The following is a 23,891-nucleotide window of genomic DNA, read 5'->3' as shown; positions in this document are numbered from 1 at the left end:
GAACGCGCGGTCGGCGAAGCCGACCACCCTACGATTTACTTCAGCGACTGCAGCTTGGCTTCCAGTCCCTTCAGGTCGATCGCGCCGGGGATGCGCGAACCATCGGTGAAGAAGATCGCCGGCGTGCCCTGGATCTTCAGCTTCTGGCCAAGCGCCACGATCTGGTCGTTCGGCGTTTCGCAGGCGGCGGGCGCGGCCGGCGGCAGCTTGCCGTTGAGCATCCAGTCGTCCCAGGCCTTGACGCGGTCGGGCGCGCACCAGATATTCTTCGACTTCACGAACGAATCCTCGGACAGGATGTTGTACATGAAGGTGTAGATGGTGACGTTGTCGATTTCCTTGAGCGTGGTCTGGCGCAGGCGCTTGCAGTAGCCGCAGTTCGGGTCCTCGAACACGGCGATGACGCGCTTGCCGTTGCCCTTGACCTGCTTCAGCGCCATCTCGAAAGGCAGGTCGGAGAACTTGATCTTGTTGATCTCGTCGACACGGGCGCGGGTCAGGTTGGTCGAGGTCTTGGTATCGTAGACGTGACCGATGAACAGGTATTCGCCCTTCTTGTCCGTATACAGGATGTCGCCGGCGACCCGCACTTCGTACAGGCCGCCGTAGGGGGTCTCGCGGACCGACTCGATCTTGGCGCCGCCCAGGCGCGGTTCGAGCGCCTTCTTGATGGTCGCCTCGGTGGTGTTCTGCGCTTCCACGCAAGATGCGAGCAGGCCCGTCGCCAGCAGGACGGCGACCTTCGTTTTCAACATGACAATTCCTTAGAGGGGATCTTGATATCCGGTTACTTGCCCATCGCATGCGCCATCAGGCGGCGTTTTACTGCAGGCAATTTATCGAGCAAGTTTAATCCGAAATTACGCACGACGCGTAGGGGTTCCAGGTTGGCGCCGAACAAACGTTCGAGTCCATCGGTGGCCCATTGCATCAGCAACACGTCTTCCTTGCGCTTGCGGGCGTAGCGCGCCAGCACGCGCTCGTCGGCGATGCCGCGCCGGTCTTCGCGATTGCGCAGCACGTCCAGCAGGTCGACGATGTCGCCGAAGCCCAGGTTCATGCCATGGCCGGCCAGCGGATGCACGGCGTGGGCGGCGTCACCTACCAGCGCCACGCGCGGCGCCACCATGGAATGCGGGCGCACCAGCGCCAGCGGCACCGCCTTGACGGCTTCCGGCTGCAGCGGACGCAGGGTGCCGAGCTTGTCGTCGGCATATTCCCCCAGGCGGATCGCCATCTCGCCGAGCGACTCGTCCATCAGGGTGTCGGCCAGGGTTTCCGGGGCCGACCATACCAGCGAGACCCGGTTGCCGGGCAGCGGCAACAAGGCAATGATGCCGTCGGCGCAGGTGAACCACTGGTGGGCCACGCCATGGTGTGGCTTGTCGCAGGCGAAATTGGTGACGATGGCGCGCTGGTGGTACATGCGGTAATCGACGCCGATGTCGCACTGGCCGCGCACCCAGGATTCGCGGCCGTCGGCGCCCACCACCAGTTCGCAGGCAATCCTGGCGCCGTCTTCCAGCAGGACCGTCGCGCCCTGCTCGCTGCACGTGAGGTCACAGGCGCAGCCTGCCACCTGCTGGACGTTGGCCGCGAACTTGAGCGCCGCGTCCAGGGCGCCGTTCAGGTTGCTGTCCTCGACGATCCAGGCCAGCGTGCCGACGTGGGCGCCGAAGGCGTCGAAGCCGAGGTTGCCGCCCTGCTGGCCGTCGCCGCGGATGTCCATGGCATCGACCGCCTGCACCCGGGCCAGGTCGAGGGCGCCCCAGACCTTGAGCGAGGCCAGCAAGTCGTGCGCCGTGTGATTCAGGGCGTAGACGCGTACGTCCCAGGGTTTGTCCGCGGCAGACGTGCTGGGCGTCTCCGGCGCCGGACGCGCCGGCGGCACCAGGAGCGTGACGCTGTATCCCGACTGGGCGAAACCGAGGGCGGCAGTCTTGGCGATGGCGCCATTGCCGACGATGCAGACGTCGCTGCGGTGCTGGGCGGCGATGTTGGTGGTAGTAGTCATGAAACACATTATAGCGAGATGTCAACAGCGCGCTCGACCACTTGTCGCGTGCCGCCGGCCTCGCTGGCCGCCGGAAGTGCGCCGGGGGGCTTGCGCAGATGAAAACCGCTGGCTATAATCATGCCTCTCTTGGCCTGGTAGCTCAGTTGGTAGAGCAGAGGATTGAAAATCCTTGTGTCGGTGGTTCGATTCCGCCCCGGGCCACCAAGAATAAGAAAAAAACGCCACCTTCGGGTGGCGTTTTTGTTTTCAAAGGTCTCCCATGCATACCCTGCCCCCTTGCCCGCAATGCCAGTCCGCTTTTACGTATGAAGACGGCGCCGGCCAGTACGCCTGCCCCGAGTGCGGCCACGAATGGCCCGTGCAGGCCGCGGCGGCCGAAGCCGGCCGGGTCTGGCGCGACGCATCCGGCAACATCCTGCAGGATGGGGATACGGTCACCGTCATCAAGGACCTGAAACCGAAGGGTTCGGGCGGCGTGATCAAGCAGGGCACCAAGGTCAAGAATATCCGCCTGGTCGATGCCGACCACGATATCGACTGCAAGATCGACGGTTTCGGCGCCATGAGCCTGAAGTCGGAATTCGTCCGCAAGGCCTGAGCGGCAAGCTCGCGCGGCCGCTTCTCGCGCTGTCATCAGTCTGCCTTCAGCGGGCCAGGCGTACTTCGATGCGTTCGACCACGTGGTGCACGTCTTCGGGCGGCACCGGCGGGCTGAAGAAATATCCCTGCCCGATGTGGCAGCCATGGGCGAGCAGCCAGTTCATCTGCTCGCGGGTTTCCACTCCTTCGGCCACGACCGTCATGGTCAAGGCATTGCCCATGGCGACGATGGCCTGGGTCAGCTTCTCGGCATTCGGGTCCTGCAGCATGCTGCGGGTGAAGGACTGGTCGATCTTCAGGCATTGCAAGGGTAGCTGGCGCAGGTAACTCAGCGAGGAAAAGCCCGTGCCGAAGTCGTCCAGCGAGGTGGCGATGCCGGCCTCGTTCAGCTCACGCAGCACGTTCTGGGTCTCGTCGAGCTGGCGGACGAAACAGGACTCGGTCACTTCGATTTCCAGGGCCTCCGGGGGAACCTGGTATTCCTCCAGCAGGTCGGCCAGGTAGCCGGTCAGGTTGGGCGACAGGATATCGGCGATCGACAGGTTGATGGCAACCGGCAGCCCTGCCAGGCCGTGACTACGCCAATGGGCCTGTTCAGCAATGGCGCTGCGCATCACCCAGCGGTCGATCCGGATGATCTGGTCGCTGTTCTCGGCGATCGGAATGAAAGAATCCGGGCTATTCTGGCCCCGGGTCGGGTGGTTCCAGCGGACCAGCGCTTCCAGTCCCACCACCTTATGGCTGATGAGATCGACCTTGGGCTGGAACACCAGCGAAAGCTGGTTGCGTTCCACGGCTTCGTCGAGGTCGCGTTCGAGCAGGTAGTGGTCGCGCTGGTTGGCCGCCATCGCCAGTTCGAACACCACGCTGCGGCAGCGACCCTGGGACTTGGCCTGGTACAGCGCCAGGTCCGCATGCCGCAGCAGTTCGCTGACCGTACGGCCATGACCGGGCGGAATTGCGATGCCGACCGAAATCGCCAAACGGAATTGTTGCCCTCGGATATCGAAGGGCGTGGCCACCGACTGGTGCAGGCGTTCGGCGAAGGTCAGGGCGGTGGCGGCGTTCGGGTGGGGAATCCGCAGCAGGAGCATGAATTCGTCCCCGCCCAGGCGCGCCAGCAGGTCGAACTCCCGCATCACCGCCTTCAGCCGCGCACTCAGTTGTTGCAGCACCTGGTCGCCTGTTTCGTGACCGTAGGTGTCGTTGATCTTCTTGAAGTGGTCCATGTCCAGCAGCATCAGCGCGGTGTCGTACTGGCCGTCTTCCAGGCGCCGCGAGACCTCGTCCTCCATGGCCCGGCGGTTGTACAGCCCGGTGAGATGGTCGTGATGGGCGCGCCAGTGCAGGGTTTCCTGCATTTGCCGGTTGATCTGCAGCTTGTTCACCTCGCACAACATCCGCAGCAGGTTTTGCAGCGCCTCCGCATCGGTTTCCATCCAGTGGTCGCAATGCCCCCGCACCGACTCCTGCCACACAGCGAAGGAACGCCGCGGCTCCAGGCGCACCCGTCCATTTGGCTGGACCAGGTAGTCCTTTACCGGCTCGCCGCCCCAACGCACTTGCTGCACCACTTCCTGTCGCGTCACGAAGCAAAAGATGATGCCCTCGTCATGCCGCTGCGCCAGCAACAGGCCCGCCGCTTCCGGCAAGAAGCTCAGGCCATTTTTTTCTGGGGCCAGCAGGTCGTCGCGCATGTACACCTGCGGGATGAGGCTCTGGCTGTCCAGCCGCGCCCCGACCTCGTCGAGTATCTGGTGCGTGGCGCCCTGGCGCTTGCCCGGTCCCCCGACAAAGGCGAGCGTACCGATCTGCACCCCCATGGTGTCGGCATTGAACGCCGGCAGCAGCCTGGGCATCCATAATTCCAGCAGGTTGGGAATGTCGCCTTCCTGAATCAGTGCCTGATGAAATTCGTTCAGTAACTGGTCGAGTTTCAGGCGTTGTTGCACCGCCTCCAGGCGGGACAGGGTCTCGATGCGCATGTTGACGATTTCCGCCAACAGCTCCGACAGCTGGCGCATGCCTTCCCTGAGCTGAAACGGCGGCGTCCTGGGCCGATGGTGATGGCAGGCGATCAGCCCCCATAACCTGCCGTCGAACACGATCGACAAGGTCAGCGTGGCGTGCACGCCCATGTTGCGGAGATAGACCAGGTGTACCGGGGACAAGCCGCGCAACAGGCAGTGGCTTTGATCGAGCGGCTCTCCGTCGGGCAAGACGGGAGGAAGCAGCGGATCCGTCGCGTCTTCGACATCGGCCAGCACGCGCAGCTTGTTGGTCAGGTAGAGCCTGCGCGCCTGGCTGGGAATGTCGGAAGCGGGAAAGCGCAATCCCAGGTATTGCTGCGGGTAGCCGTTGGCGGTGCGCTCGGCCACGACTTCACCGCAGCCATCGGGCAGGAAACGGTACATCATCACCCGGTCGAATCCGCTCATTTCCTGGATGACCTGGACGCACTCGGCGAAGAATGTGTCGAGTCCGTCGGTGCGGCGCAGGCGGCCAATCACTTCGCCGAAGTCGGAAAACATCTGGTTCTGCCGCAACAACTCATCCGCGTTGGCGTTCAGCGGCAGCCATTCGAGTACCGCCACCGGTCCGCTTCGGTGCCCGAGGCATTCCCACTTCGACGCAGCAGAGCGGTCGACCGCGGGAAAGCTGCGCTCGAACCGGGGCCGCCAGGGCAGGGCCAGGGGGTGCGTCGCGGGCAGGGATGCGATGTCGGGCGCATCGCTGCCTTCTCCGCCGTCAACCCAGTCGGACAGCGGGCTGGCGAGGAGCGCTTCGGCGTCCTGCAGTCCCGGCCAATGACGCAGTATCCCGGCAGAGACCTGGACAATGCAGCGGCTCGCCAAGTCCACTGCCATGAGGAAGCCGTAGGACTGTACGTTGCCCAGCAGATGGATCGGCTCCTGTGCGCAGGATTGCTCCAGTTCCGCTGAAATGGTGGTGTCGTCAAGCGCCCCCGGCCCCATGCTTTACAGCCTCTCAAGACATGCGCGAACAACGTGTCTACTTCGAAGACAACAAGATTAAGACCTGTGGCAAGATCATTGGTTCCGGCACGCCGCGCAGGACGCCAGGCGCCGCCGGAACGAACAACGCCACCCTGGGAGAGCCCGGGTGGCGTCGTCGGATGGGCGCCTGGCGCCCTGCCCTTGCTCCTTACTTGCGCTCGGCTGCGGATTGGTCGCGCGTGACGCGGAACTCCGAATCGCGCGCCCAGTTCGGCCAGGCCGTCGAATTGGCCAGCTCGGCGCCGACGGCGTACAGCACCGCGAGGTCGCGCGCCATGCCGGTGAAGGTCCAGGCCGGGTCGAATTCATCGGATGGCTGGTGGTAATGCTTCTCGGTGTAGGCCGCTTCGTCCGCCAGGCCCGCCTGCGTGCCGCCCTCGACCCAATCCTTGCCCGAACCGAAGGAAATCGCCGGTACCCCGCGCTTGGCGAAGGGGAAGTGATCGGAGCGGAAGAAATAGCCCGCTTCCGGCTTCGGATCCGGCGAGTAGCGCATGTTCCAGCCCTTGGCCTTGGCCACCAGGCGGTCCAGCAGCTCGAGCCTGGCGCTGCCCGAGATATTGAAGTCGCGCGCCGGGCCGCGCGGGTTGAGCGCATCCATGTTGATCACGGCCACCGTCGAGGCCAGCGGATACAGCGGATTCGATGCGTAGTATTCCGAGCCGAGCAGGCCCTTCTCTTCCGCGGTGACCGCCAGGAACATGACGCTGCGCTGCGGTGCCGGCTGCTTGCCATAGGCGCGCGCCAGTTCCAGCATCGCCGCGATGCCGGTGGCGTTGTCGATCGCACCGTTATAGATCTTGTCGCCCGTGGCGTCGGGCTGGCCGACGCCCAGGTGGTCCCAGTGGCCGCTGTAGATCACATACTGCTTCGGCTGCTTCTTGCCTTCACGAATCGCGACCACGTTCTTCGACTTGATGACCTGGGTATCCACGGCGTAGTCGGCCGACAGGGTGACGCCCTTGAGCGGCACCGGCTTGAAGGCACGGGTCTGCGCCTGCTTCTTGAGCGCCTCGAAATCGAGGCCGGCGGCCTTGAACATGGCGGCTGCCAGGTCGCGCTGGATCCAGGCTTCCACCGGGGCGTGCGACTTGCGCGGCTCCTTGCGCACCACGTCGTACATCACATTGGTATTCGAATTCTGCACCGTCGGCCAGCCGTAGGAGGCGGGCTCGGTCTCGTGCACGATGATGGTGCCGAGCGCGCCGCGCCGCGCCATCTCCTCGAACTTGTAGGTCCAGCGGCCGTAATACGTCATTGCCTTGCCGCCGAACTCGCCCTGCCCGGCCTCGAAGTCCGGATCGTTGATCAGGACCACCGCCAGCTTGCCCTTCAGGTCCTGGCCCTTGAAGTCGTCCCACTTGCGTTCCGGCGCGGTCACGCCATAGCCGACGAAGACCAGCGGCGCGTTCTTGAACGACACGTGCTGCAGACCGCTCATCGAGGCGCGCACGGCCATGTCCGGCCCCTGCTTCAGTTCGCGGCTGCTGCCGCCTTCGGTCAGGGTCAGCTTGACCGGGCCCTTGATCTCGAAACGGCCGAGCGGCACGTCCTGGGTCCAGGCGCGCTTGCCACCGGCCAGGTCGCCGCCCGGCTGCAGGCCGGCCGCCTTGAATTGCTGGATCAGGTAGTCGACGGTTCGGGTTTCACCGGCGGTGTTCGGGCCGCGGCCCTCGAATTCATCCGAGGCCAGGACCTTCACGTCCTGCGCCAGGCGCTTGGGGTCGAAGGTCGGCGCTTGCGCCGCGTGCACCGTTGTCGCGGCCAGGCCAATCAAGGCAAGAGTCAGGTTTTTCAATGCAAGGCTCCCTCATGAGGAAAGTGGCAGGCGGCCACATTATCACGCTATTGCGCATGTTTCCACTTCAATACGCGTGCGACGGAGTGAACCGAGCCTAATCAGGATGACTCAACAACAGCGGTTCGTGACACCTATTTGAACCGCCTTTATCATGTTATATCCGGTTCAAATCTCGACAAATTCCGGTTCATCACCTAGGATGAATGAAGCAATCGTGGTACAACCCAACCAAGGAGCACACATGATCAAGATCGTATTCGGCGCCGTCATGGCATTTTCCCTGTCCACGGCACAGGCTGCGGATATCGTTGACACCGCCAAGGCCGCCGGCAACTTCAATACCCTGGTCGCCGCCGTGCAGGCCGCCGGCCTGGTCGACACGCTGAAGGGTCCGGGCCCGTACACCGTGTTTGCTCCGACGGACGCAGCCTTTGCCAAGATTCCGAAGGCCAAGCTGGACGCCCTGCTGAAGGACAAGGCCGCGCTCACCAAGGTACTGACCTATCACGTGGTGCCGGGCAAGGTGATGGCCGCCAGCGTCAAGCCGGGCGCGGTGCCGACGGTCGAGGGCAGCAAGCTGACCGTCAGCACCAAGGGCGGCGCGGTCATGGTCGACCAGGCCAGGGTCGTCAAGACCGATGTGGACGCCGACAACGGCGTGATCCACGTGATCGATTCGGTGATCATGCCGAAGTAAGTCCCGCCTCCCCAGGCCAATGCCAGTCGGCGACGACTGGCATGTTCCATGGCACTGTGCCTGCATGGCCGCCAGGCGATGCGATAATGCTCCGCCCAACCACTGCGGAGAATGCCATGTCCCAGATTGCCGGTATCGACCATGTCCAGGTCGCCATCCCTCCCGGTACCGACGCGCAGGCGCGCGCCTTCTATGGCGGCGTGCTGGGAATGACCGAGGTGCCCAAGCCGGCGCCGCTGAACGCCTCCGGCGGGCTCTGGTTCCAGACCGGCAGCAGCCAGCTGCACATCGGTGCGCAAGCCGGCTTCGTCCCGGCCAGGAAGGCGCATCCGGCGTTCATCGTCACCGACTTCGCGGCCTATTGCGCCCTGCTGCGCGAACGCGGGGTGGACGTGCGCGAAGAGGTGCAGGTCAACGGCCGACGCCGCGCGGGCATCGAAGACCCCTTCGGCAACCGCGTCGAGCTGATCGAGGCTGTCAAGGGCGAATAATAAATAATTATCCGCATAGTATTCTAGGGTCCGGTCACCATTAGAATACATGCGTATGGGATACCGAATCGACACGCAGGTGAGCAACTTCACCGACCTCTTGCTTGACGCGGTCTGCGTCGTGGACGCCGGCGGCAAGTTTGTGTTCGTCAGTGCGGCCGGCGAACGCATCTTCGGCTATACCCTGCAAGAAATGGTCGGCAAGGCAGTCGCCGACCTGGTGCTGCCCGCCGATCGCGAGCGCACCCTGGCCGCCGCCCAGGCCGTCATGCGAGGCCGGTCCCATATCCATTTCGAGAACCGCTACCTGCGCAAGGATGGCAGTATCGTGCACATCATGTGGTCGGCGCGCTGGTCGGAAACCGACCGGGTACGGGTCGCGGTGGCCCGCGACGTGACCGAACTGAAGCAGGCTCAAGCGGTTCAGGCCGCACTGTATGCGCTGTCCGAAGCCGCCCACGTGAACGAAGACCTGGCCGGCCTGTTCCAGCGCAGCCACGAGATCATCGGCGAGCTGCTGCCCGCAGCCGGATATGCGGTGGCCCTGCGCGACGGGCCGGGCGACAGCCTGCGCTTTGCCCATCAGGTCTGCGACATCCGGCTCGAGACGCCGATGCGCAGCTTGTGCGAGGCGGTCGTGGCCAGGCAGGCGCCGATGCTGCTGGCGCCGTCGAGCGAAGCCGACGGACCGCCGCCGGCGCCAGGCGTGTCGATGCTGGCGGTTCCCTTGCCGGCCGGCCAGAGCACGCTCGGGGCACTGGTCCTGCACGGCACGAGCGGCGGCACCTACAGTCACCAGGACCGTAACCTGCTGCTGTTCGTGGCGAACCAGCTTGCCGCCGCCATCCAGCGCAAGCAGTTGCAGGCCGGTATGCACTTCATGGCGATGCACGACGAGCTCACGCACCTTCCCAACCGGCGCCTGTTCCACGACCGGCTCGGCACGGCGCTCGCGCGCGCCCAGCGCCAGCACACCAGGCTGGCGCTGCTGTTCATCGACCTGAACCGTTTCAAGCAAGTGAACGATCAGCATGGTCACCTGGTCGGCGACCGCTTGCTGCAGCAGGTCGCGCACCGGATCGCTGCCTGCGTGCGCGACAGCGACACGCTCGCGCGCCTGGGCGGCGACGAATTCGTGGCCTTGCTGGAGAATATCGTCTTGCCCGAGGATGCGGCCCCGGTCGTCGACAAGATTCGCCAGGCACTGTCAGCGCCGTTCGCGCTCGGCGACGGTCTGGTGCTGGCGACGTCGGCCAGTATCGGCGTCGCCCATTACCCCGAACACGGCGACAACATGCAGGAACTGATGTCGCGCGCAGACCAGGCCATGTACGATGTAAAACAGGCAGCAGCGGGCGCGCCGGCAATGGCGGACACCCCGGCCCTTCCTTGAAGGGCGGCGTGCCTCAGGGGGCCAGGGGCGCCAGCACCGCCTGCAGTTCGTCGGCCCCGATGGCAGGCGCCAGGCCGCCATCGGCATCCAGCAAACCGCTTGCCAGTTCGCCCTTGCGGCGCTGCATGTCCTGGATGCGTTCCTCGAGCGTGCCCCGGGCAATCAGCTTGTAGACGAACACTGGCTGCTCCTGGCCGATGCGCCAGGCACGGTCGGTAGCCTGGTTTTCACTGGCCGGGTTCCACCACGGATCGTAGTGGATGACCGTGTCGGCCGCTGTGAGATTGAGCCCGACGCCGCCCGCCTTCAGGCTGATCAGGAATACCCCGACCTGTCCTCCCTGGAAGGCGGCGATCGGCGCGGCGCGGTCCTCCGTATCGCCGGTCAGCGTGACGAACTCGACATCGCGCCCGCGCAATGCTTCCGCGATCAGGGCCAGCATGCTGGTGAACTGGGAAAACACCAGGATCTTGCGCTGCTCGCTCAGCAGGGTGTCCAGCAACTCGATCAGGACGCCGAGCTTGGCCGAGGCAGCGGCAGCGGCCACGCCCGCCGTCTTGAGCAGGCGCGGATCGCAGCACACCTGGCGCAGCTTGAGCAAGGCGTCGAGGATCACGATCTGGCTGCGCGCGAACCCCTTGCGCGCGATCTCGTCGCGCACCTTGCGGTCCATTGCCAGCCGCACGGTTTCGTACAGGTCGCGCTGGGCCGCACCGAACTCGACCGGCAGTACGATTTCCGTCTTGGGAGGAAGTTCGGTCGCTACCTTGTCCTTGGTCCGCCTCAGCATGAACGGTCGCACCCGCCGCGCCAGCAAGTCCCTGCGCAGGCTGTCGCCTTGCTGCTCGATCGGCTTGCGGAAGACCGTGTTGAACGCCTTTTCCTCACCCAGCAGCCCGGGCATCAGGAAGTGGAACTGCGACCACAGCTCGCCCAGGTGGTTCTGCACCGGCGTGCCGGTCAGGCACAGGCGATGCCGCGCCTCGATCAGGCGGGCCGCCTGGGCCGCCTTCGATCGGCTGTTCTTGATATATTGCGCCTCATCCAGGATCAGCAGATGGTAAGCATGGCGGCGCAGCGCCTCCTCGTCGCGCGCCAGCAGCGGATAGGTGGTCAGCACCAGGTCGGCATGGCCGATCTGGTCGAACTGCGCCGAACGATCCTTGCCGTGCAAGAGCAGCACCCGCAAGCCTGGCGCGAACCTGGCGGCTTCCGCCTGCCAGTTACCCATCAGGCTGGTGGGCGCCACGACCAGTGCCGGCGCATCGAGCCGGCCGGCTTCTTTCTCGACCAGGAGATGGGCCAGGGTCTGGATGGTCTTGCCCAGGCCCATGTCGTCGGCCAGGATGCCGCCGAAACCGTACTCGCGCAGGAACTGCATCCACGCCAGCCCCGCCTGCTGGTAGGGGCGCAGCGTCGCCTGCAGGCCCGCTGGCGCTGCGACCGGCCGGACGCCGCCGAAACTCTCCAGCTTGCGCCCGAGTTCGCGCAGGCGCTCACCGCCCATCCAGCGCAATTGCGCCGCCTGCTCCAGCTCGGCCAGACGCGCGGCATCCATGAGCGGCAGGCGGAAGGATTCGCCGATGCGATCGCTGAAGTACAGCTCGCCCAGGGTGGCGAGGATCGGCTTGACGCGCCCCCAGGGCAAGGCAACACGCGTCAGGTCCGGCAGCGCCACGATGAGGACCTCGTCGTCGCCATGAGAGGCCAGTGCCGCGGCATCGAAATCCCGGGGCGCCTCGCGTATCATTTCCAGCAACAAGGGCAACAGGGAATGGCGCTCGCCATTGACCAGTACGCCGAGTTCGAGGGCAAACCATGCGTTCTCGCCTTCGTCCTCGTTCAGTTCCGCGTACCACTCCTGCACTTCCTGCAAGTCATAGCGGAAATCGGCGCCGAGCTCGACCTGCCAGCCGGCAGCGCGCAGGCGCGCCAGCCCGTGCCGTACGAATGCCACCCACGCCGCTTCCGCCGGCAGCACCAGGGCGTCGGGAAATTCCGCCAGCACCGTACCGGCCTCCGGGGCGGCAAAGCCGTAGCCGGCAAGCGTGGCGCGGGCAGCCGCTTCCGCTTGCGCATTGCGTTCGATGAGTTCGACCGTGCCGCCTTCCACCCTGCGCAGTTCGGGGCCCTGCCCGGGGGGCGCCAACACGCCAGCGTAGTCGAACAACAGCATCGCATGATCGTGCCATTCCAGCTTGCCGCGTGTGCCCATTGCCAGGCTGTCGAGCACCAGGCAGGGGGTCGGCAGGACGTCGCTGCGGCGGCGCGTCTGCAGGGCCTGCGGCGGCGGCACGATACGGTCCAGCCCCAACGCCATGAAGCGCTCGGTCATGGCCGCGCGTTGCTCCGGGGCCAGGCGCGGCGCTTGCCGGACCAGCTGCTGCAGGACTTGCTGCGGCAGCGCCGCGAGCTGCTCGGGCAGCGCGAGTTCGCCCAGCAGTCCGCCGTCCAGATAATGCATCGGCTCGGTCGTGAGGATCTCGCCGACCGCGCTGCCGTCCTCGAAACACCAGCGCAGGCTGACCGCTCCCTCGGCTTCATCATCCTCATGCCAGCCGAGCTGCCCGTGCCGGGGGAGTCCCGGCTGGACCTGGAGCAGGTCGCCACGCCGGAGGTCGGTCAGCGATGCCGACCACCACAGCCGGCCTTCGCGGCACAGTTGTTCCAGCAGGCGGGCGCCGAGCCGGCCGGCCGGCTTGACGCCTTGCTGGTACATCCTGCCCGTATTCATGCCGACAAGCAGCCGGATCGGCTCTTCATCCTCGTCCTGGACGTAGGCCGGCGGCGACGCCAGCAAGCGGTAGAAATCGTTCTGGACCGTGGCGCCGCCGATGCTGCCATCCTTGCGCAGGCGCGCCTTGCACAGGTGCAGGCGCGGCACGCCCTCGCCACGATTGGGTAGCAAGACATAGACCAGCCGCTCTTTCGGTGCGGGCGGCGGTCCGGCCCGCGTCAGGGATTGCAGAAAGGAGAACTGCTGCAGCCAGTGCTCGGCAGCCGGCGACAAGCCATGCGTCGCAGCAGGATCGATCTCCTGCAGGGCGACCAGGAGCACGGCCACCACGTGCTTGCAATGTCCGAACATCGGGCAACTGCATTCGCTGTCGAACCGGACGACACCGCGGCGATCGGCTTCGACGAAGATGGTTTGCCTGTACACCTGGTAGCCGCTGCCTTCGACTTCACCGGTGATCATCTTGTCGAAGACATCGGCGGCGATGACCCTGCCCTCGCTGGCATAGCGCTCGCCGCGCGCGAACGTGGTCGGGTCGAACTGGCGAACGATGTCTTCGAGCGTAAATTGCATGGGGAGAATCGGCAACAATGTGAGTGCAGCGCGCATTATCGCCGATGTTCTCCCCCGCGTCTTACCAGAAGATCACACGGTCCTTCGGGTCCAGGTACATCTTGTCGCCCGGCTTGACGTCGAAGGCCTCGTAGAAGCCCGGGTGGTTGCGCAGGCTGCCGTTGACGCGGAATTCCGACGGCGAATGCGGGTCGGTCTTGACCTGCGAGATCAGCGCCGCGTCGCGCGCCTTGCCCTTGCGTGCCTGGGACAGGCCCATGAACAGGCGCTGCTCGGCGCTGAAGCCGTCGATCACCGGACCCGGCTTGCCCTTCAGGTAGATCTTGTAGGCGCGGCTGGCCATGATGGCGCCGGCGTTGTCGGCGATGTTCTCGCCCAGCGTCAGCTCGCCGTTCAGATGGTAGCCCGGCAGCGGGCTGTAGGCGGCGTACTGGGCCACCAGCACCTTGCCGCGCGCGGCGAATTTCTCCGCGTCTTCTTTCGTCCACCAGTTGCGCAGGTTGCCGTCGCCGTCGTACTGCGAACCCTTGTCGTCGAACGCGTGGCTGATCTCGTGGCCGATCGAGATGCCGACCGAGCCGTAGTTCACGGCCGGTTCGGCGTTCGCATCGTACAGCGGGTACTGCAGGCGCGCCGCCGGGAACACGACCTCGTTCAGGGTCGGGCTGTAATAGGCGTTGACGGTCTGCGGCGACATGCTCCACACGCTGCGGTCGACCGGCTTGCCGAGCCGGCTCACGTTGTACTCGTGGCCGAATTCGCGCGAACGCATCACATTGCCAACCAGGTCGCCGCGCACGATCTTCAGGCCCGAGTAATCGCGCCATTTGTCCGGGTAGCCGATCTTGACGTTGATCTTCGACAGCTTGATCTGCGCCTGCTTCCTGGTCTCCGGCGACATCCAGTCGAGCGTCTCGATGCCTTCGCCGAAGGCGGTGATGAAATTCTTCGCCATGTCCAGCACCTGCTGATTGCGCTCGGCCGGGAAGTGCTGGGTCACGTAGGCCTTGCCGACCACTTCGCTCAGGTTGCGGTTGATCTCGGCGACCGCGCGCTTGTCCAGCGGGCGGTTCACCTTGGCGCCGGACAGCACGCTGCCGCGGAAGGCGAAGCTCTCGTCAACAAAAGGCTGCGACAGGTAAGGGGCGTAGGCGCTCAGCAGGCGGAACTCGAAATATGGCTTCCACACCGCGAGCGGGGTGGCGGCGACCAACTTGTCGAGGGCGGCCAGGTAGGACGGCTGGCTGACGATCACCGATTCGGCCTTGCCGGCGCCGGTGCCCTGCAGGTAGGTCTTGAAGTCGAAGCCCGGCATCAGCGTGCCCAGCTCGGCCAGGGTCATCTTGTTGTAGCGCTTGACCGGGTCGCGGTTCTCGACCTTGGTCCACTGGGCGCGGGCGATGTCGGTTTCCAGCGCCACGATCTTTTCCGCCAGCGCGCCGGCGTCCTGGTGGCCGGCCAGCGCCAGCATCTTCTCGACGTGCGCCTGGTACTTGGCACGGATCTCCTTCAGGCGCGCGTCGTCCGCATTCAGGTAGTAGTCGCGGTCCGGCATGCCAGGCCCGACTGCGAGATGCTGACGATGTAGCGGGTCGAGTCCCTGTTGTCCTGGCCGACGTACATGTCGAGCGGCGCATCGGCGCCGATGCGGGCGAAGCGCGCCATCAGCGTGGCCATCGCGCGTTTGTCCTCCAGCGCATTGACGCGCGCCAGTTCCGCTTTCAACGGCGTCAGTCCCAGCCCATTGCGGCGCGCCTCGTCCATGTAGCTGGTGTAGAAGTCGCCCATCTTCTGCGCGTCCGAGCCAGGCGCGGCATGCTTCTGCGCGGCGGCGGTTTCGACGATGGTGCGGATCTGCTGCTCGACGCGGTCCTGGGCGATGTTGAAGGCGCCCCAGCTGGAGCGGTCCGACGGGATGTCGACGTCCTTCAGCCAGGCGCCCTGGGTGTGGCGGAAGAAGTCGTCCTGTGCGCGCACGTTGCGGTCCATCGCGGCGACTTCGATGCCGGATACCGCGCCGGATACCGCGCCGGCGGCCGTGGCCGCTGTCCCGTCGTAGGCGCCGGCCTGGGATGCCATGGCAAACAACCCTGCGATCACGGTACTGCACAGGCTAGGTTTCATCACTCTCTCCAGGTTGTTGGTGTTAGGAATCGAGCGATGCTAATCCAACTGAAGCAGCAATGCCAAGGGCATTTTTGTATGCAAGTTGTTTCAGGACGCCCCGTCAATACGGGGCGCGCGACCGGCCCGCCTCGGCAAGCGCCGCGTCGACGAGCTGCAACTTCGCGCCGGTGATGGCGATGTCGCCGCTGCCCCGGATGGCCTGCTGGCGCCGCCTGTAGGCGGCATGGCCCGGCGCGGCGGCAACGCCCTGCCGGCTCCTCCAGATCATGCCACCGCGAGGGACAATCCAGCGCCGCCGCACGGCAGCGGACGGCGGTGCGCCGGGTATCCGGAAGCAGCGATATACTCGGTTCATCGCCTGATCGACATGTGGAAATCCGCATGCGATCGCCGCTCCACGCCTTTGCTTCCAGGCCGCCATACCGGCGCGCCGTGCAAGACGCTCACCATTGACAACTGACAGGGGGGTAGCATGCCAACAACCTGGATTCTCGCAGCCAACGCCGGCCGCGCGCGATTCTTCTCGGAGTCCGATCCGTCCGAGCCGCTACAGGAAGTGCAAGACATGGTCGACCCGGCGGCGCAACTGCGCACGGTCGACACCCAAACCGACCGGCTCGGACCGAGGGCGGCCGGCGACAGCCGCCACAGCGTCGGCGGACACCAGCCCGCCGGCTTCCAGCATAATGCCCAGGCCGGCGCGCCGACCAGCATGTACCAGCCGGCCCAGACGCCGGACCAGCACGCGGCCGAGCGTTTCGCCAAGGACATCTCTGCCTTCCTGCTCAAGGCGCACCAGGAAAACCGCTACCAGCATCTGGTGGTATCGGCCACGCCCGAATTCCTCGGCACGCTGCGCGCCAACCTGGATCCCCAGGTGCAGCAACTGGTCAAGTCCGAGATCAACAAGGATTACACGCACGCGAACGCGCAGCAACTGCGCGAGCAACTGCAGGCGCACCAGGCCAAATCCGAATAGAAGGGCGCCAGGCGGGCACACGCCGCCAGCCGCCACGGCTGGCGGCGTTTTCTACAGCGCTGCCGCCCGCCTGGCGCCTTCCGCCTGCGTGCAGATCCGGTTGCGCCCGCCCTGCTTCGCCTCGTACAGCAGCGCATCCGCACGCAGGAACAGTTCGTTCTCGCTGCGGCATTCCGGATAGGCCGCCACTCCGCCGCTGAACGAGAAGTGGCACAGTTCGCCGGGGCCGACCTCGAAGGGAATGGCGCAAAAGGCCTGGCGCATCGCGTCGAGCCGCTGCCAGCCTTCCTCCTGCGTGCAATCCCAGAACACCACGACGAATTCCTCGCCGCCGAAACGGCTGAGCAGATCGCACGCGCCCACCTGCGAGGCCAGGGTCAGGGACAGGCGCTTGATGACGATATCGCCGAAGTGATGACCCCAGGTATCGTTGATGGTCTTGAACTTGTCGATGTCGATGACGCCGAAGGCCAGCGGGCAGCCTTCCCGGGCCGCGCGCCGGATCAGGTCCTGGGCCTTCTTCTGCAACCCGACCTTGTTGAGCAGGCCGGTGGCGCGATCCTTGCCGATCAGGTCCTTGTTGATGCGGATCTTGTTGGCGCGGCTCACCAGCTGGGCTTCCAGCAGTCCTGGCTCGCAATTGGCCAGCACGGTGTCGAAGCCGTCCACCAGGGCGCGCCGGGTCAGGGCGGCGTCCGGACGGCACTGCAGCAGCGCGATCTCGCGCACCGGATCGGCCTCGATGTTCTTCTGCAGCACCCGGACGATGGCGTCGGTGCGCGCGTATTCATCGTCGGTGACCAGCACCAGGTCGGGTTGCAGGTCCTTCACCCGCAAGTGCAGGGTCTGCGCCTCGGGATGGCGGATCACCTCGACCCCGCGCTCCAGCAAGGCCGCATCGTCCAGTTCCGCTTCCTCGCCGAGCACCACCATGCGCACCAGGTCGCCGCGCTTCTTCTGCACGAACAGCTTGAACAGCTTGTCGACGAATACGTCGTTGGCGATCGGCTTTTCGGCGTAGGCCAGGCAGTTGCTGTCGACCAGGCGCTGCTGCAGCAGGAAACGGCTGCCCTGGCGTGCGCTCTGCAGGTAAACGTAGCTGTGGTCGCTCGGCAGGCGCTGCAGCAGCTCGCCCAGCATCAGGGTACGGCGCCCGTCCGGCATGTCGGCCTGCATGTTATGCAGGGCGTCGAGGTCGATCACATACAGGTTGTCGCCGCCGTCGCCGGCCACCGCCTGGACGAAGCGCGAAACGTCATCGAAGAACAGGATGTCGAAGTCATATTTATGGGCGTGCAGGAGCAGTTCGGCCCGGTTGTCCTTGATGAAGAAGCTCTGCGATAGCAGCAGGACATGGTTCCTGTACAGCGGCACGGCGTGCGTCATGGTTCCTCGACTTCCTTGCTGATTGCCTAACGGCTACACAATGGCGGTGCGCCGCCCTCTCCCGATTCCCGATGTTATGTTTATTGCAGGAATCTTCATTGTGTCGCTGTCCGCCTCAAAACGCAAACGCTTTGGAGCCGGCCAAAGGTTTGATGTCGCGCAAACCACATAAGCAAGAACTTCAACCCAGAATCAGTGTCTAATAAAATCGTGGGCATTAGCGCCCACTCGCACCCACCGAACGATGCAAGCCGTACGCCTCCTTGTACCGGCACGGGGCAGCGGCGCCCGCTTGTTACAGGGGGACGCTTTGCGGGCGCGGGCCACGCTGCTATAGTGGACGCTCGCGACAGATGCGCCCCTTCTGTCCGGCTACGCAAACGCTGACCTGAGGTCGGCGTTTTTGCTTTCGGGCAGGCTTGACTTCCTGCTAATTCCTGCCGTGCCGTGGCGCGGGAGGCCGGACTGATCTTGCTATCTAAAACATGTCGACCCTGTCTTTCGAAGCGCGTCCATGCTGTCATGCCGCGCTGCGCCACGCCTTGCCCTTCCTGTTCTTGCTGGCGGCCGTCCGGCCGGGCGTGGCCGCTGGCGCGCCGGCGCCGGCGGACGGCGCCGAACAGCTGACCGCCCTGGTCAATGCCTACCGCATGGCGCCGGGCGACTGCATGGGCCGCGCCGCCGCGCCGGTCGCGGCGCTGACGCCGCACCCGGCGCTGGCGCGCGTGCGCATCGGCCCGGCCACCTTCACCGAACTGGCCCTCGAAGCTGCAGGCTATGCCGCCGAGCGTGCCGTGTCGGTCAGCGTCAACGGTCCGCAAACGCCGGCCGAAGCGATGACGGTGTTACAGCAAAAATATTGCAGTACGCTGCTCGACACCCATTTCTCTGTGATCGGCAGCTATCGCGCGGGCAAGGAGTGGACCGTGATCCTGGCGCGTCCGGCGCCACCACTGCCTTCCGAGACCTTCCCGGACTGGCACGCGGCCGGCAAGGCCGTCCTGGCCGGCGTGAACGCGGCGCGCGCCAGCGCCCGCAACTGCGGCAGCCAGCAGTTCGCAGCGGCGCCGCCGCTCAGCTGGAACCCGCAGTTGGGCGAGGCTGCGCTGGCCCACAGCCGCGACATGGCGGCGCGGCGCTATTTCAGCCACCGCGCCAGGGACGGCAGCCAGCCGGCCGACCGGGCGACGCGGGCCGGCTATGCCTGGCAGCGCGTAGGCGAGAACATTGCCTTCGGCCAGAGCACGCCGGACGAAGCCGTGGCCGGCTGGCTCGACAGTCCGGGCCACTGCGCCAACATCATGCATCCCGGCTTTACCGAGATGGGCGCGGCCTATGGCGTCGCGGCGGAAAAGCGCAGCGGCATCGTCTACTGGACCCAGGTGTTCGGGCGGCCGCGCTGACCCGGACCGGCGCCTGCCTTGTCCCGGCGCTGTCCCGGCCACCTGTGCCTGACGGGGGAAAGCGAACGCGCGCCCGGGGCCGGATTCGCTAGACTGGGAGCGAGCGCGCCACAAGAAAACACAAGGAAACCATGCCACCGAACCTCGGCCTCGTCTGCATTACCGTCTCGAAAGACGTCCGCTACCGCACGGTCACGCGCAAGCGCCTGCTCGAGCACAGCCTCGACGCCCAGCGCGCGCTGCTCGAAGACCTGTACCGCGACAACATCCAGACCTTCGACAATGCCATGCGTTACTGCGAGGCCGAAGGCATCCGCCTGTACCGGCTGCCCTCGTCGATCTTTCCCTTCGCCGACGAAGACATCGGCCGCGAGGTGCTGGCGCCGTTCGCCGCCACCCTGGGGCGCTCGGGCCGGCGCGCGCTGGAACGCGGCATCCGCCTGGTGATGCACCCGGACCAGTTCGTGGTCCTGAATTCGGATTCGGAAGGGGTGGTGGCGAACAGCATCAAGATCCTGCAGATGCATGCGGAGATCATGGACCTGCTCGAGCAGCCGCGCTCGTCCTGGGCCCTGCTCGAGATCCACGGCGGCAAGGGCAAGCGTGCCGATGCGCTGGTCGAACGCATCGGCCTGCTTCCCGAGGCCATCCGCTGCCGCCTGGGGCTGGAGAACGACGAATACGCGTATGGCGCGCAGGAGATCTACGAGATCTGCATGCGCGCCGGCGTGCCGATGGTGTTCGACGCCCATCATCACGTGGTGCATGCCAAGCTGTCGAGCTACGAGGACCCGAGCGTGGGCGCCATGCTCATGAAGGCGCGCGAGACCTGGGCCGACCCGGCGCACCAACTGGTGCATATCTCGAACGGCCGCGAAGGCTTCAACGACCGCCAGCACTCGGACCTGATCGAGGTCATGCCCTCGTCCTACCTGGCCGCGCCCTACATCGAGATCGAGGCCAAGCACAAGGAAGAAGCGATCCGGGGCCTGCGGGCCTGGTCGATGTCCGCGGCGGCCTAGGCTGGCGCGACCCGGTCGAGCCAGGGCAGGACGAGCGCCAGCAGCGCTTGCGGCGCCTCGATCGGGACCATATGGCCGCTGTCCTCGATGACGGCCAGTTCCGCGCCGGGGATTCCGGCATGCAGCTCCTCGGATTCCTCGCGCGAACGCAGCCGGTCCTGTCCCGCCGCAACGACCAGGGTCGGGCAGCGGATCGCGTGCAGGCGCTCACGGTCGCCCGCGCGCACGATCGCGGACTGGCGGCGGAATACCTCGCCGCCCAGGCGCACGCCCATGGCGCGCACGCGCTCGATCAGCGCCGCGTTGCCGGCCTGTTGCGGATGCAGCGAGGCGGCGATCGCGGTCTTGCTCAGGCCCGAGAACGAGACCGAGGCCGCAGCCTTGCCGACCGTGCCGCGGCTCTGGCGCAGCGAAGGCGTATCGGGGCGGGTGGAGGTGGCGATCAGGACCAGCGCGCGCACCCGCTCGGGCGCCAGGCGCGCGATCTCGCGGGCGACGTAGCCGCCCATCGAAAAGCCGACCAGGATGAAGTTCGCCGGTGCATCGGCCAGCGCGCGGGCGGCCATCGCTTCGATGGAGGCATCGTGGCCGAGGTCGGCATGCACGATTGGGCCGAACCTGGCGAGCGCCGGGCGCACGTCGTCCCAGAGCGTGTCGTCGGCCATGTAGCCGGGGATGAGCAGGATAGACATCGCGCCATGATAGCAAAGGCCGGCAAGGCGCCGGCCCCAGCTACCCTGCGTCAGGTACCCTGCGTCAGGTACCCTGCGTCAGGTATTCCGTGACTGTGCCTGCGACACGTTGCTGCCCGGCGGGACGCTCTGCGTCAGCCAGACGTTGCCGCCGATGGTCGAGCCGGCGCCCACCGTGATGCGACCCAGCACCGTGGCGCCGGCGTAGATGACCACGTCGTCCTCGACGATCGGGTGGCGCGGCGCGCCCTTGACCAGGGCGCCGCTGGGGTCCACCGGGAAGCGCTTGGCGCCCAGGGTCACCGCCTGGTACAGGCGCACGCGCTCGCCGATGATGGCGGTCTCGCCGATCACCACGCCGGTGCCGTGGTCGATGAAGAAGCTGCCGCCGATGCTGGCCGCCGGGTGGATGTCGATGCCGGTGAGCGAGTGGCCGATGTCGGCGATCAGGCGCGCCAGGAAGGGCACGCCGAGGCGGTGCAGGCAGTGCGCCAGGCGGTGATACAGGATGGCGAGGGTGCCGGGATAGCACAGCATGATCTCGGCCACCGAGCTGGCCGCCGGGTCGCCCGCCAGCGCGGCCTGCACGTCGGACACCAGCAGCGCGCGGATCGCCGGCAGGCTGGCGGCGAATTCGCGCGTGATCGCCTGCGCGCGCTCGGCAAGCTGCGCTTCGGCGGCTTCCTCGAACTGGGGCGAGAAGCGCAGCGCGCGCCGTACCTGCCCGACCAGCCGGTCGAGCGTGACGTTGAGCGTGTCGCCGACGAAGTAGTCGATGCTCTCGTCGTTCAGGTCGGGGCGCCCGTAATGGGTGGGAAACAGCGCCGCCGAGACGCCGCCCACCACCTGCCCCAGCACCTCGCGCGAAGGCAGTTCGCGCACGCGGCCCTGGTGGCGGATGTTGTGGGTCGACTCGCGCGAGGTGCGCAGCGCGTCGATGATCGGGCCCAGGTGCCACTGCACCGAGCCGGTGGAGCTTGGAAAATCGCTGTTCATGCCGCCAGCCTAAGCGCTTTTGCGCCGCCCGCCAACGATTTACATCACAGATCGATATATGCAAAACCTTCGGTCGCATCGGCTGCGCATTCATTGAGCAACTTCATTACTTCCGGTCTATATTTTGCCTTATGGCAATGAACTGCGGTCCATCCATGACAGCACCGCCGACGCGGTGCGCCGCCGCCCCGCTCCGGGGCAGGCCGCACCAGCCTGGAAGCCCACCACCACCGGGAGCCAACGTGTCCAATGCCGTATCCAGTGTTCGTGCCCAACTACGCAGCGCTTTTGCGTTCGTCATCCTGATCTCCGCCCTGGCGACCGGCGTCGCGATCTGGCGCCTGCAGGTCATGGCCGGAGCAAGCGAAGCGCTCACCCAGCGCCCGCTGGCCAAGGAACGCCTGAGCGCGCAGTGGCTGCTCAACACCTCGGTCTCGGCCAAGCGCACCGCCGCGGTCGCCCGTTCGGCCGACCTGGAACTGGCCCGGGTCTTCGCGGCCGAGAGCACCGAGTCGAGCCGGCGCACCAGCGCCCTGCAGGAACAGGTCGGCGCCCTGCTCGACACGCCCGACGAGAAGACCTTGTTCGACGCCATCGCCGAGGCACGCAGCCAGTACATCGCCAGCCGCGACCAGGTCATGCAGCTGAAGGCCGACGGCCGTGCGCCCGAAGCGATGGCGATGTACGAGCGCGCCTTCGTGCCGGCCACCCAGCGCTACCTGGACGGGGTGTCGGCGCTGCAGGCGCTGCAGCACAAGGCCATCGACGCCGGCGCCCGGGCGGTGCTGGACGACGCCGGCGACAGCACGACCATGCTGGTCGCCCTGTGGCTGGTCAGCTTGGCCGGCAGCATCGCGGCATCCATGCTGTTCGCACGCGCGCTGTTCCGCCGCTTGGGCGGCGAGCCGGCGGAGGCGGCGCGCGTGGCCGGCGAGATTGCTGCCGGCAACCTGGAGGTGCGGGTCGACCTGCATCCCGACGACCAGTCCAGCCTGCTGCATGCGCTGCTGCGCATGCGCGACAGCCTGGCCGACATCGCCGGCCGGGTGCGCGCCGGCACCAACACCATCGGCGCCTCGGTGGCGGCCATGGCCGGCGAAGCGCAGGAACTGTCGCGCCGCACCGAGAGCCAGGCGGCGGCACTGGAACAGACCGCCTCCTCGATGAACGAGCTGGCGCACGCGGTCCAGCACAGCGCCGCCAGCGCCGAAGCAGCGAACGGGCTCGCGCTCGCCGCCTCGACGGTGGCGCAGCAGGGCGGCGCGATGGTCGGCCAGCTGGTCGATACCATGGGCGCGATCAATGCCTCGTCGGCGCGCGCCGGCGAACAGGGGCGCGGCTTCGCCGTGGTGGCCGGCGAGGTGCGCAGCCTGGCCCAGCGCTCGGCGGCGGCGGCGAAGGAAATCAAGGAGCTGATCGACGACTCGACCCGGCGCGTGTCGCTGGGCGCCGACCTGGCAGGCCGCGCCGGCACGACCATGACCGGCATCGTCGAGGGCATCGCGCGGGTGACCGCCATCATGGGCGAAATCGTCGATTCGAGCACGGAACAGGCGACCGGCATCCAGCAGGTGCACCGGGCAGTGGCGGACATGGACAAGGTCACCCAGCAGAATGCCGCCCTCGTGGAAGAATCGGCGGCCGCCACCGAATCGGTGCGGGAACAGGCCGCGCGCCTGGGCCAGATGATGGCCGTGTTCAAGCTGGCCGCGCGCCCGTCACGCGCCGCCGCGGCAGTCAAGCCGGCGCCGCGCGTGAGCGCGCCGCGCAAAAACGAAGCGCAGGCAGACACCAGGCACGGCGCTGAGTCCGGGTCGCCGTCCGCCAGGCGTGCGGCGCCGACGGAACCGGCCAGGGGCGCCAGGCCGTCACGCCGCCCTGCCCCTGCCACCGCAGCCGGGCGCAAGGCGGCCGAGGCCGAGTGGGAGGAGTTCTGACGATCCCGAGACTGCTCGACCGG

Annotated in this window: 17 protein-coding genes, 1 tRNA gene and 1 pseudogene; 9 read left to right on the top strand and 10 right to left on the bottom strand. The window is 66.3% G+C overall.

All coding sequences use genetic code 11. From position 1 onward, the window contains the following. Window positions 1–35: 35 nt before the first annotated feature. Both IM543_04390 and IM543_04385 read right to left on the bottom strand, forming a co-directional pair. Window positions 36–755 (bottom strand): DsbC family protein, encoded by a 720-nt coding sequence (locus tag IM543_04390; protein ID QOY95137.1) that lies wholly within the window; start codon window positions 753–755, stop codon window positions 36–38. 32 nt (window positions 756–787) lie between these two features. Continuing rightward, window positions 788–2,014 (bottom strand): FAD-dependent monooxygenase, encoded by a 1,227-nt coding sequence (locus tag IM543_04385; protein ID QOY95136.1) that lies wholly within the window; start codon window positions 2,012–2,014, stop codon window positions 788–790. A 131-nt stretch (window positions 2,015–2,145) separates the two neighbouring features. Here IM543_04385 and IM543_04380 point away from each other — a divergent pair. Beyond that, window positions 2,146–2,221 (top strand) — tRNA-Phe (locus IM543_04380). 55 nt (window positions 2,222–2,276) lie between these two features. Beyond that, entirely contained in the window at window positions 2,277–2,615 is a 339-nt protein-coding gene (locus IM543_04375; GenBank protein ID QOY95135.1) for an alkylphosphonate utilization protein, read from the top strand. Between the two features lie 46 nt (window positions 2,616–2,661). Here IM543_04375 and IM543_04370 read toward each other — a convergent pair whose 3' ends face one another. Then, window positions 2,662–5,592, bottom strand: a complete 2,931-nt coding sequence (locus IM543_04370; protein ID QOY95134.1) for an EAL domain-containing protein — start codon at window positions 5,590–5,592, stop codon at window positions 2,662–2,664. A 190-nt stretch (window positions 5,593–5,782) separates the two neighbouring features. Beyond that, window positions 5,783–7,432, bottom strand: coding sequence for a M28 family peptidase (locus IM543_04365; protein ID QOY95133.1), 1,650 nt, complete (start codon window positions 7,430–7,432; stop codon window positions 5,783–5,785). Window positions 7,433–7,676: 244 nt separating this feature from the next. Between IM543_04365 and IM543_04360 the strand changes: the two genes are divergently transcribed. The 3 genes from IM543_04360 to IM543_04350 all read left to right on the top strand — a co-directional run bounded on the left by IM543_04360 (window position 7,677) and on the right by IM543_04350 (window position 10,016). Further along, a complete protein-coding gene (locus IM543_04360; GenBank protein QOY95132.1) occupies window positions 7,677–8,132 on the top strand; it encodes a fasciclin domain-containing protein in 456 nt (151 codons plus the stop codon). A 116-nt stretch (window positions 8,133–8,248) separates the two neighbouring features. After that, window positions 8,249–8,623 (top strand): VOC family protein, encoded by a 375-nt coding sequence (locus tag IM543_04355; GenBank protein ID QOY95131.1) that lies wholly within the window; start codon window positions 8,249–8,251, stop codon window positions 8,621–8,623. A gap of 55 nt (window positions 8,624–8,678) precedes the next feature. After that, a complete protein-coding gene (locus tag IM543_04350) occupies window positions 8,679–10,016 on the top strand; it encodes a diguanylate cyclase (GenBank protein QOY95130.1) in 1,338 nt (445 codons plus the stop codon). Window positions 10,017–10,029: 13 nt separating this feature from the next. Here the strand turns inward: IM543_04350 and IM543_04345 are convergent, their stop codons facing one another. The 3 genes and pseudogenes from IM543_04345 to IM543_04335 all read right to left on the bottom strand — a co-directional run bounded on the left by IM543_04345 (window position 10,030) and on the right by IM543_04335 (window position 15,874). Then, window positions 10,030–13,326, bottom strand: coding sequence for a helicase (locus tag IM543_04345; GenBank protein QOY95129.1), 3,297 nt, complete (start codon window positions 13,324–13,326; stop codon window positions 10,030–10,032). Between the two features lie 61 nt (window positions 13,327–13,387). Further along, window positions 13,388–15,450 (bottom strand): annotated as a pseudogene (locus IM543_04340) (M13 family metallopeptidase). Between the two features lie 103 nt (window positions 15,451–15,553). Beyond that, window positions 15,554–15,874: a hypothetical protein gene (locus tag IM543_04335; GenBank protein QOY95128.1), complete on the bottom strand. Its 321-nt coding sequence runs from the start codon at window positions 15,872–15,874 to the stop codon at window positions 15,554–15,556. 51 nt (window positions 15,875–15,925) lie between these two features. Here IM543_04335 and IM543_04330 point away from each other — a divergent pair, with 51 nt between their 5' ends. After that, window positions 15,926–16,432 carry a host attachment protein gene (locus IM543_04330; GenBank protein QOY95127.1) on the top strand — a complete coding sequence of 169 codons (507 nt, stop codon included), beginning with the start codon at window positions 15,926–15,928 and terminating at the stop codon, window positions 16,430–16,432. Window positions 16,433–16,483: 51 nt separating this feature from the next. Here IM543_04330 and IM543_04325 read toward each other — a convergent pair whose 3' ends face one another. Then, window positions 16,484–17,818, bottom strand: a complete 1,335-nt coding sequence (locus IM543_04325; protein QOY95126.1) for a GGDEF domain-containing protein — start codon at window positions 17,816–17,818, stop codon at window positions 16,484–16,486. Between the two features lie 485 nt (window positions 17,819–18,303). Between IM543_04325 and IM543_04320 the strand changes: the two genes are divergently transcribed. Together IM543_04320 and uvsE are read left to right on the top strand one after the other, a co-directional pair. Beyond that, window positions 18,304–19,221 (top strand): CAP domain-containing protein, encoded by a 918-nt coding sequence (locus tag IM543_04320; GenBank protein QOY95125.1) that lies wholly within the window; start codon window positions 18,304–18,306, stop codon window positions 19,219–19,221. Window positions 19,222–19,352: 131 nt separating this feature from the next. After that, window positions 19,353–20,243 carry a UV DNA damage repair endonuclease UvsE gene (uvsE, locus tag IM543_04315; protein QOY95124.1) on the top strand — a complete coding sequence of 297 codons (891 nt, stop codon included), beginning with the start codon at window positions 19,353–19,355 and terminating at the stop codon, window positions 20,241–20,243. Here uvsE and IM543_04310 read toward each other — a convergent pair. Together IM543_04310 and IM543_04305 are read right to left on the bottom strand one after the other, a co-directional pair. Next, on the bottom strand, window positions 20,240–20,935 hold the full coding sequence (locus IM543_04310; GenBank protein ID QOY95123.1) for an alpha/beta hydrolase: 696 nt from the start codon (window positions 20,933–20,935) through the stop codon (window positions 20,240–20,242). The two genes, uvsE and IM543_04310, sit on opposite strands and share 4 nt — an antisense overlap. A gap of 78 nt (window positions 20,936–21,013) precedes the next feature. Beyond that, complete coding sequence (locus tag IM543_04305; GenBank protein QOY95122.1) at window positions 21,014–21,931, bottom strand: serine acetyltransferase; 918 nt, start codon at window positions 21,929–21,931, stop codon at window positions 21,014–21,016. Window positions 21,932–22,173: 242 nt separating this feature from the next. On the opposite strand from IM543_04305, the gene IM543_04300 reads away from it, so the two are divergent. After that, a complete protein-coding gene (locus IM543_04300) occupies window positions 22,174–23,868 on the top strand; it encodes an MCP four helix bundle domain-containing protein (protein QOY95121.1) in 1,695 nt (564 codons plus the stop codon). Window positions 23,869–23,891 lie beyond the last annotated feature (23 nt).

This window comes from Massilia sp. UMI-21 (genome assembly GCA_015277795.1).
Classification (GTDB): domain Bacteria; phylum Pseudomonadota; class Gammaproteobacteria; order Burkholderiales; family Burkholderiaceae_D; genus Telluria.
Note: the sequence above shows the minus strand (reverse complement) of the source record. Positions and strands in the feature narration are given on the sequence as shown.

Coding starts and splice junctions, on each gene's coding strand:
- IM543_04390 (QOY95137.1), bottom strand. CDS start 755: ATGTTGAAAACGAAGGTCGCCGTCCTGCTGGCGACGGGCCTGCTCGCA.
- IM543_04385 (QOY95136.1), bottom strand. CDS start 2,014: ATGACTACTACCACCAACATCGCCGCCCAGCACCGCAGCGACGTCTGC.
- IM543_04375 (QOY95135.1), top strand. CDS start 2,277: ATGCATACCCTGCCCCCTTGCCCGCAATGCCAGTCCGCTTTTACGTAT.
- IM543_04370 (QOY95134.1), bottom strand. CDS start 5,592: ATGGGGCCGGGGGCGCTTGACGACACCACCATTTCAGCGGAACTGGAG.
- IM543_04360 (QOY95132.1), top strand. CDS start 7,677: ATGATCAAGATCGTATTCGGCGCCGTCATGGCATTTTCCCTGTCCACG.
- IM543_04355 (QOY95131.1), top strand. CDS start 8,249: ATGTCCCAGATTGCCGGTATCGACCATGTCCAGGTCGCCATCCCTCCC.
- IM543_04350 (QOY95130.1), top strand. CDS start 8,679: ATGGGATACCGAATCGACACGCAGGTGAGCAACTTCACCGACCTCTTG.
- IM543_04345 (QOY95129.1), bottom strand. CDS start 13,326: ATGCAATTTACGCTCGAAGACATCGTTCGCCAGTTCGACCCGACCACG.
- IM543_04335 (QOY95128.1), bottom strand. CDS start 15,874: ATGGCGGCCTGGAAGCAAAGGCGTGGAGCGGCGATCGCATGCGGATTT.
- IM543_04330 (QOY95127.1), top strand. CDS start 15,926: ATGCCAACAACCTGGATTCTCGCAGCCAACGCCGGCCGCGCGCGATTC.
- IM543_04325 (QOY95126.1), bottom strand. CDS start 17,818: ATGACGCACGCCGTGCCGCTGTACAGGAACCATGTCCTGCTGCTATCG.
- IM543_04320 (QOY95125.1), top strand. CDS start 18,304: ATGTCGACCCTGTCTTTCGAAGCGCGTCCATGCTGTCATGCCGCGCTG.
- uvsE (QOY95124.1), top strand. CDS start 19,353: ATGCCACCGAACCTCGGCCTCGTCTGCATTACCGTCTCGAAAGACGTC.
- IM543_04310 (QOY95123.1), bottom strand. CDS start 20,935: ATGTCTATCCTGCTCATCCCCGGCTACATGGCCGACGACACGCTCTGG.
- IM543_04305 (QOY95122.1), bottom strand. CDS start 21,931: ATGAACAGCGATTTTCCAAGCTCCACCGGCTCGGTGCAGTGGCACCTG.